Source organism: Pseudomonas sp. MF08817 (assembly GCF_059862705.1).
Map to the genome: position 1 here is coordinate 63,539 of NZ_JCBCUY010000032.1, position 6,794 is coordinate 70,332.

At 54.7% G+C, this 6,794-nt stretch carries 7 protein-coding genes and 1 tRNA gene; 7 read left to right on the plus strand and 1 reads right to left on the minus strand.

The window, feature by feature from the left end; all coding sequences use genetic code 11:
- Positions 1-242: 242 nt before the first annotated feature.
- The 7 genes from dapA (at position 243) to AC19YR_RS19300 (ending at position 5,905) form a co-directional block, all read left to right on the plus strand.
- Complete coding sequence (gene dapA / locus AC19YR_RS19270) at positions 243-1,121, plus strand: 4-hydroxy-tetrahydrodipicolinate synthase (RefSeq protein WP_095107194.1); 879 nt, start codon at positions 243-245, stop codon at positions 1,119-1,121.
- A 17-nt stretch (positions 1,122-1,138) separates the two neighbouring features.
- Positions 1,139-2,254 carry an NlpB/DapX family lipoprotein gene (gene bamC / locus AC19YR_RS19275; RefSeq protein ID WP_095107196.1) on the plus strand — a complete coding sequence of 372 codons (1,116 nt, stop codon included), beginning with the start codon at positions 1,139-1,141 and terminating at the stop codon, positions 2,252-2,254.
- A gap of 5 nt (positions 2,255-2,259) precedes the next feature.
- Positions 2,260-3,018: an MBL fold metallo-hydrolase gene (locus AC19YR_RS19280; RefSeq protein ID WP_095107198.1), complete on the plus strand. Its 759-nt coding sequence runs from the start codon at positions 2,260-2,262 to the stop codon at positions 3,016-3,018.
- A 28-nt stretch (positions 3,019-3,046) separates the two neighbouring features.
- Positions 3,047-3,760 carry a phosphoribosylaminoimidazolesuccinocarboxamide synthase gene (gene purC, locus AC19YR_RS19285; protein WP_095107200.1) on the plus strand — a complete coding sequence of 238 codons (714 nt, stop codon included), beginning with the start codon at positions 3,047-3,049 and terminating at the stop codon, positions 3,758-3,760.
- A gap of 84 nt (positions 3,761-3,844) precedes the next feature.
- Positions 3,845-3,934, plus strand: a tRNA-Ser gene (locus tag AC19YR_RS19290).
- Positions 3,935-4,337: 403 nt separating this feature from the next.
- Positions 4,338-5,105 (plus strand): hypothetical protein, encoded by a 768-nt coding sequence (locus AC19YR_RS19295; RefSeq protein ID WP_500599723.1) that lies wholly within the window; start codon positions 4,338-4,340, stop codon positions 5,103-5,105.
- Between the two features lie 425 nt (positions 5,106-5,530).
- The gene (locus AC19YR_RS19300) at positions 5,531-5,905 is read left to right on the plus strand and encodes a hypothetical protein (RefSeq protein WP_500599725.1); all 375 of its coding nucleotides are present in this window, start codon (positions 5,531-5,533) and stop codon (positions 5,903-5,905) included.
- Positions 5,906-5,970: 65 nt separating this feature from the next.
- On the opposite strand, the gene AC19YR_RS19305 is transcribed toward AC19YR_RS19300, so the two are convergent.
- Positions 5,971-6,615 (minus strand): hypothetical protein, encoded by a 645-nt coding sequence (locus tag AC19YR_RS19305; RefSeq protein WP_500599727.1) that lies wholly within the window; start codon positions 6,613-6,615, stop codon positions 5,971-5,973.
- Positions 6,616-6,794 lie beyond the last annotated feature (179 nt).

Consider the following 6,794-nt stretch of genomic DNA (forward strand, 5'->3'; position numbering starts at 1 on the left):
GCAAGTTCCCTGGCAACACTGCCACCCTCGGTCCCAAGAGTCTGGGAACCGGCAGCAACAGCGCTTGAACAGGGGGGCTTGAGCCAAAAACGAAGGCTGGAATCCACCACACGGGCTAATCGGCACCGATCAAAGCCTGAGAGGGTAGCGAAAACCATCGCTAAGGGGAATGGTACTTCGCTTGTGCAAGCATCTTGTCGCCAGTACCATTACCGCTCTCTTTTTCCGGCAGGAGCGGTTGCATGATTGCGGGCAGTATGGTGGCACTGGTCACACCCATGGATGCACAGGGTCGTCTCGACTGGGACAGCCTGAGCAAACTGGTGGACTTTCACCTGCAAAACGGCACCCACGCCATCGTGGCCGTCGGCACCACGGGTGAGTCAGCGACCCTGGACGTGAACGAGCACATCGAAGTGATCCGTCGCGTGGTCAAGCAGGTTGACGGGCGCATCCCGGTAATTGCCGGTACCGGCGCCAACTCGACGCGCGAAGCGATCGAGCTGACCACTAACGCCAAGACCGCCGGCGCCGATGCCTGCCTGCTGGTCACCCCGTACTACAACAAGCCGACGCAAGAAGGCCTGTACCAGCATTTTCGCGCCATTGCCGAGGCGGTGGACATCCCGCAGATCCTCTACAACGTGCCTGGCCGTACCGCGTGTGACATGCAGGCCGAGACCGTAATCCGCCTGTCCACCGTGAAGAACATCATCGGCATCAAGGAAGCCACCGGCGACCTGCAACGCGCCAAGGCCATCCTTGATGGCGTGAACAAGGATTTCCTGGTGATTTCCGGTGACGACGCAACCGCCGTCGAACTGATCCTGCTCGGTGGCAAGGGCAACATCTCCGTGACCGCCAACGTCGCACCGCGTGACATGAGCGACCTGTGCATCGCGGCCCTCAATGGCGAGGCCGACAAGGCCCGGGCCATCCATGAAAAACTGATGCCGCTCAATAAAACCCTGTTTATCGAATCCAACCCTATCCCCGTGAAGTGGGCTTTGCATGAGATGGGCCTGATGCCGGACGGTATCCGTCTGCCGCTCACCTGGCTCAGCCCTGCCTGTCACGAACCGCTGCGGCAGGCCATGCGCCAGTCCGGCGTCCTGGTTTAATTGAGGAAGCACTACGCATGAAGCGATTGGCCGGACTTTCCGCACTTGCCTTGATTATCTCCAGCACCAGCGGCTGTGGATGGATCTGGGGCCCGGAAGGTTACTTCCGCGACCGTGGTAGCGATTACCTGGAAGCACAACAGACTGCACCGATGCAATTGCCGCCGGACGTCACCACCGCCAAGCGTCTGGACCCGCTGTTGCCGATCCCGCGCAACGTGGCCGACGACAGCGTCAAAGGCGAGTACGAAGTGCCCCGCCCGCAACCGCTGTCGGCCCTGGCCGATGCCAGCGACTACAGCCTGCAGAAAAGCGGCGAGTCGCGCTGGGTCATGGCCCAGCACGCCCCGGCCGAAGTCTGGCCGGTGGCGGTGCAGTTCTTCCAGGACAACGGTTTTCGCCTGGATGAACAGCGCCCGCAAACTGGTGAATTCACCACCACCTGGCAGCGCGCTGACGAATTGTCGGCGTCCATGGCCAAGCGCCTGGCCAGTGCCGGCATCGCCGCCGACAGCGAAACCCGCGTACGGGTGCGCATCGAGCCAGGCGTGCAACGCAATACCAGTGAAGTCTATGTGGTCAGCGCCGAGCGTCCTGCCGGCAGCACGGCCAATGTCGAGTTCACCAACCGTTCGCTCAACGCTGGCCTGGACGCGGCCCTGGTGGACGAAATGCTCGCCAGCATGACCCGCAGCGCCGAGAAGGGCGGTTCCGTGTCCCTGCTCGCTGCCCGCGATTTCGATACGCCGAGCCGTGTCAGCCTCACCGAGGACGGCAGCGGCAACGTCGTGCTCAACCTGGGTGAAGACCTTGACCGTGCCTGGTCGAGCGTTGGCCGTGCTCTCGAGCAGGGCGAATGGCGCGTTGAAGACATCAACCGCAGCCTGGGCCTGTACTACATCAACCTCGCCGAAAAAGCCGAGAAGAAAAACGACGAGCCAGGCTTCTTCGGCAAGTTGTTTGGCAGCAAGCCGGCCAAGGAAGAAATCGAAGCCCGCGCCGAGCGCTATCAGGTTCGCCTGAGCAAGGTCGGCGACAACGTGCAAGTCACCGTCGAGAAAAACATCAACACCGTTGCTCCCGCCGAAGTGGCGCGCAAAGTGTTGGGCGTCATTCAGGACAACCTGGGTTAATCATCATGCGTTTTGCCGTTCTCGGCAGCGGTAGCCAAGGGAACGGCACGCTTGTGGCCTGTGATGACACGTATGTCTTGGTCGATTGTGGTTTCTCCCTGCGGGAAACCGAAAAACGCCTGCTGCGCCTGGGTGTGAACCCGGCGCAGTTGAGCGCGATACTCGTGACCCACGAACATGCCGACCACGTGCATGGCGTGGGTTTGCTGTCTCGGCGCTACGATCTTGCGGTCTACCTCAGTCGCGGCACCCTGCGCGGGATGCGCAAACCCATTGAGCCGGCAGGTTTTCTGGCCGGTGGTGAACAACTGCGCATCGGTGCGCTGGACATTGACGTGATTGCTGTGGCCCATGATGCGCAAGAGCCGACGCAGTACGTGTTCAGCGATGGCCAGCGGCGCTTCGGCCTGCTGACCGACCTGGGCTCGTATTGCGCCCGGGTGCTGGATAGCTACCGTGGCCTGGATGCTTTGATGATCGAGTCCAACCACTGCCGCGACATGCTTGCCCGTGGCCACTACCCGTACTTTCTCAAGCAGCGGGTCGGCGGCGAACTGGGACATTTGAACAACCACCAGGCAGCGCTCCTGGTGTCCGAGTTGGGTTACAAAGGCCTGCAACACCTGGTCCTGGCCCATCTGAGCAGCAAGAACAACCTGCCGCAGCTGGCCCGGCAATGTTTCGTCGATACCCTCGGGTGCGACCCGGACTGGCTGCAACTGGCCGATCAAGATTCAGGGCTCGACTGGCGACATATCGCCTAGCCCATCTACTTAGCAAGCGGAGCCCATCATGGAAAAACGTGAAGAACTCTACCGCGGCAAAGCCAAGTCGGTTTTCAAGACCGACGACGCCAACCGCTTGATCCTGCTGTTTCGCAACGACACCTCGGCGTTCGACGGCAAGCGCATCGAACAGCTGGACCGCAAAGGCATGGTGAACAACAAGTTCAACGCCTTCATCATGCAGAAACTCGAAGCGGCCGGTGTTCCGACCCAATTCGACAAACTGCTGGGCGACAACGAATGCCTGGTGAAGAAACTCGACATGATCCCGGTCGAGTGCGTCGTACGTAACTACGCCGCCGGCAGCCTGGTCAAACGCCTCGGCGTGGAAGAGGGCCTCAAGCTCAATCCCTATACCTTCGAGCTGTTCCTCAAGGACGACGCCAAGGGCGACCCGTTCATCAACGAATCCCACGTTGTGGCGTTCGGTTGGGGTACCGCCGAGCAACTGGCGCGCATGAAAGAGTTGTCCCTTAAGGTCAATGACGTCCTGAGCAAACTGTTCGACGACGCTGGCCTGCTGCTGGTGGACTTCAAGCTGGAGTTCGGCGTGTTCCACGACGGCTCTATCGTCCTGGGCGACGAATTCAGCCCGGATGGCTGCCGCCTGTGGGACAAAGACACCGGCAAGAAAATGGACAAGGACCGCTTCCGCCAGGGTCTGGGTGGCGTGATCGAAGCCTACGAAGAAGTCGCCAACCGTCTGGGCGTACCGCTTTAATCGACGCAAGCATCTGATAGCACGGATTTTTTTTGCTCTTGGGGGTTCGCTTAAGGCAAATGTGCTGTTATGATGCGCGCCGTTGGAGAGATGCCAGAGTGGCCGAATGGGACGGATTCGAAATCCGTTGTACCTTCACCGGTACCTAGGGTTCGAATCCCTATCTCTCCGCCATATTGAAAAAAACCTTATAAATCAATGATTTACGAGGTTGAAAAAATGGTGATTTGTAGCAAGGTTTTGTAGCAAAAACCTGACCTGCAGATCGCCATTTTTTTCGTCTGTCGTTTGAGCCTCCGTTGCTCGTTCTGAGCGTCTTTGGCCGCTGTGGCTACCTCCTCTATACTATCTGCTGATTTTTCGGTGCTTCTGCGAGGCTCTGAGCCGTTCCTGTGCCTGATTTTGGGATCAGGGTCTCCAATGGTGCGGGGACTTGTACCCGTGCCGGTGGGGACCGGATAGTACGGAATGAATGCGTTTGGGGCCGCGTTAGTATTTTTTTTGCTATGCCTGACGCAGAATGACCCCTTAGAGGGATTCTGGTAGTCACTCAATTTGCAATCATAAGGACCGCAGCATGCAAACCAAGGAAAGCATTCAGTCAGAACTGAACAGCCTTTACGAGCAGTTTAAGAACAACACATCTCTCCCTTCAGGGCTTGCTGAACGCACGTCACCTCCCTTGCTCCTGAGCGTGCCAGAAAAATGGCTGAATTCTACTAAGCGGGTGCTGGTAGTTGGGCAAGAAACGCTTGGTTGGGATTTTCATCCCGGTGACTACTTCCCCGATCTTAAAGATCCGATCATGACCTTCGCGGATTTCCAAGCCACGCCGAATAGCGTAGCCGCACTTACTGCTGGCTATCGTGATTTTGAGTTCGCTAGGCATCAACCGGGGAATTACAACAGTCCGTTTTGGCGAGCCTACCGCAGCGTGCGATCCTCCTTGGGGGAGGACGTAGATGGTGCTGAAACAGCGGTGCTCTGGACTAACCTTTTCAGGATGTCGCTCGACAATGGAAGTGTGTATGAGAATGGGAGTTCTGAAGAGGCTGCACTGATACGGGAGGCGGGTTCGGCCTTGCTACGTGCTGAAATTCAGGTACTCGCTCCAACCTCTGTGATTTTCTTCACTGGACCCAACTACAACGAGCATCTCTACGCACAGTTTCCGGGGGTCGAGCCTTTCAATCTTGAAAACTATGAGCCGGAGAAAACCTCCATGCTGAAACACCCCCTGTTACCGATCCTAACTTTTCGAACCTATCATCCTGCTTATCTAGCAAGAAGTGGTCAGTGGGGGATAATTTCAGAGATTACCGCTTGGAATCAAGAAACGGCTTAGTCTGAATATATCTATTAACAACTGATAAAGGCCCCTCTGCGGAGGGGGCTACCCTTGGTATATTGCGGTAAGTCGGACAGTAAAGGTCCAGTATGCACGCCAGAGAAAGTATCCGATTGCACATTGTGCAGAATGGTACGAAAACCAGCCGGTTTCGTTCGTGGCTGGATGCTGCCGAAAGTGAAAAAAGGGGGCTATTGCGTGAGCATCTTCCTTCAGGGTATTCAAATTGGTTTGCTATCGTAGAGGGTAAATCCATCTGGTGGGTTTATTCGGATTCGTCGGATGGTGGCGTTTGGACAAGCGAAGGTGTGGCAGTAACGGGATGCTGGGTAGCATACGATGATGCCTTGGCTCGTGCTATTTATGATTTGTGCTACCCTAAGAAGCTAAGCAGTTATAAATAAAAAGGATGAGAGGCACTTATGGTAAAGGATAGAAATTGGCGTCTTGAAAATATGTTGGCAAGTCTCGGAGAGACGCCTGAAGATGTACGAGATTTTTTTGTATACTCCTATCATTTTATCGATGACCGTTTGTTTTTCTTAAATGCAAGGGAAACACTAAGCGAGTTCCCAGATGGATACGCTATTATCCATGAGGCTGAAAAGTTACTCAAGATGCATGGCTGGGAAGGCGACGGTACGTTAGAATTGCTGTGGTTGCCTCCATTCATGGGTGTTGGCGTAGAAGATACATATGGAGTTGTTTGCTTTCACGTCAAACAATCCAATAATGGCACCTCATGGTTCGCCTCGAAATATGCACTTCCATTTGAAAGCTTAGTGCCACACAACTAAACCTGTAGGTTTGGATATATATAATGGTCGTACGCGGCCATTATGGAGCTGTTGTGGCTTTTGGTTTATTTGCAAACCTCATAATACCTGTAGGTACCGTATTCGTTGGTAGTGCTATCTTTTACAGTTATTCCTCTTGTGTACGTTACGTTTGTGTCGTTTATGGTGAATGATTTGGTGTTGTAGTCGGAGGCCGCTTTTATTTCAACTCCATTTAAATACACTATATATGCATTGGTGGAGGTGCTTGTTCCGGCCATCCAGAATGTGTTCGGGGTTCCAGTAACATAACGGCTATAAGAGCAAGAGGCTGTTCCAGTAGCTGTTCGGCTACTACTTGCAGTAACGTTCTGTCCTATGGTGACGGGTTCCCCTACATTTCTATATGCGAGGGTTGTTGTTTCCTGCTCTCTGTTTTGTCTAGTACGGGTTTGGTATTGGATACAATCTTTTGCCGTTTGATTGAAAGTTTCATCTTTCAACATGGTTGATGCATCAGGTGTCCAGTTTGAGCAGCCAGAAACGTTACCATCATTTACCCACTCGCTATAAAGAGGTTCGGCTGGCTGCCAGTTTTCGACTGGTAGACTCGGAGTTTTGGGGGTGATGCTTATTGAGCCGTTAGGAAGTGCTCCGCCGCTGGATTGCTCCATCGGAATTGCTATCCTATAAGCTGCTTGTGCTGTACTTGTTAATGCGATAATGGCCATTAGTGTTATTGTTGTTTTCATGTGGTGGTAAGATGTTGGTTATTTATATCTTACCATGGGCGGTTGCAGGAGCTGAGTGCAACACGGTTATTGAATTGAAGCCGGAGCATCATGCCGCATAGCCATGGCTGCTTGCATCACCTCGCCTATGACCTCGATAGGACATTTGAAGTCGAAAC

Excerpts from the sequence above, each read along its gene's own strand:
- dapA (WP_095107194.1), top strand. The coding sequence starts at position 243 with ATGATTGCGGGCAGTATGGTGGCACTGGTCACACCCATGGATGCACAG.
- bamC (WP_095107196.1), top strand. The coding sequence starts at position 1,139 with ATGAAGCGATTGGCCGGACTTTCCGCACTTGCCTTGATTATCTCCAGC.
- AC19YR_RS19280 (WP_095107198.1), top strand. The coding sequence starts at position 2,260 with ATGCGTTTTGCCGTTCTCGGCAGCGGTAGCCAAGGGAACGGCACGCTT.
- purC (WP_095107200.1), top strand. The coding sequence starts at position 3,047 with ATGGAAAAACGTGAAGAACTCTACCGCGGCAAAGCCAAGTCGGTTTTC.
- AC19YR_RS19295 (WP_500599723.1), top strand. The coding sequence starts at position 4,338 with ATGCAAACCAAGGAAAGCATTCAGTCAGAACTGAACAGCCTTTACGAG.
- AC19YR_RS19300 (WP_500599725.1), top strand. The coding sequence starts at position 5,531 with ATGGTAAAGGATAGAAATTGGCGTCTTGAAAATATGTTGGCAAGTCTC.
- AC19YR_RS19305 (WP_500599727.1), bottom strand. The coding sequence starts at position 6,615 with ATGGCCATTATCGCATTAACAAGTACAGCACAAGCAGCTTATAGGATA.